1 protein-coding gene is annotated in these 278 nt (G+C 63.7%); it reads left to right on the top strand.

The window, feature by feature from the left end; all coding sequences use genetic code 11:
* The coding region (locus AAEY72_RS14670) for an SLAC1 family transporter (protein ID WP_502945396.1) at positions 1–278 on the top strand (278 nt) is incomplete at both ends.

Here is a 278-nt window from a genome sequence, read left to right as displayed (position 1 = left end):
ATTCTTAATGGCTTGCTGCTGTTCGGTCTGCCGCGCTGGGGCAGTGATGTCATCCCGCTGGCCGAAGCCCTGTGGTGGTTGGACGTCGCCATGTCCCTGGCCTGTGGTGTGCTGATCCCGTTCATGATGTTTACCCGCCAGGAGCACAGCATCGACCAGATGACCGCCGTCTGGCTGTTGCCCGTGGTGGCGGCCGAAGTGGCGGCGGCCAGCGGTGGCTTGCTCGCGCCGCATTTGGCCGATGCCCATTCGCAGCTGGTGATGCTGGTGACCAGCTA

It is taken from the genome of Psychrobacter sp. W2-37-MNA-CIBAN-0211 (assembly GCF_040309405.1).
GTDB classification, from domain to species: Bacteria; Pseudomonadota; Gammaproteobacteria; order Pseudomonadales; family Moraxellaceae; genus Psychrobacter; species Psychrobacter glaciei.
This window is presented reverse-complemented; position numbering and strand designations above follow the sequence as displayed.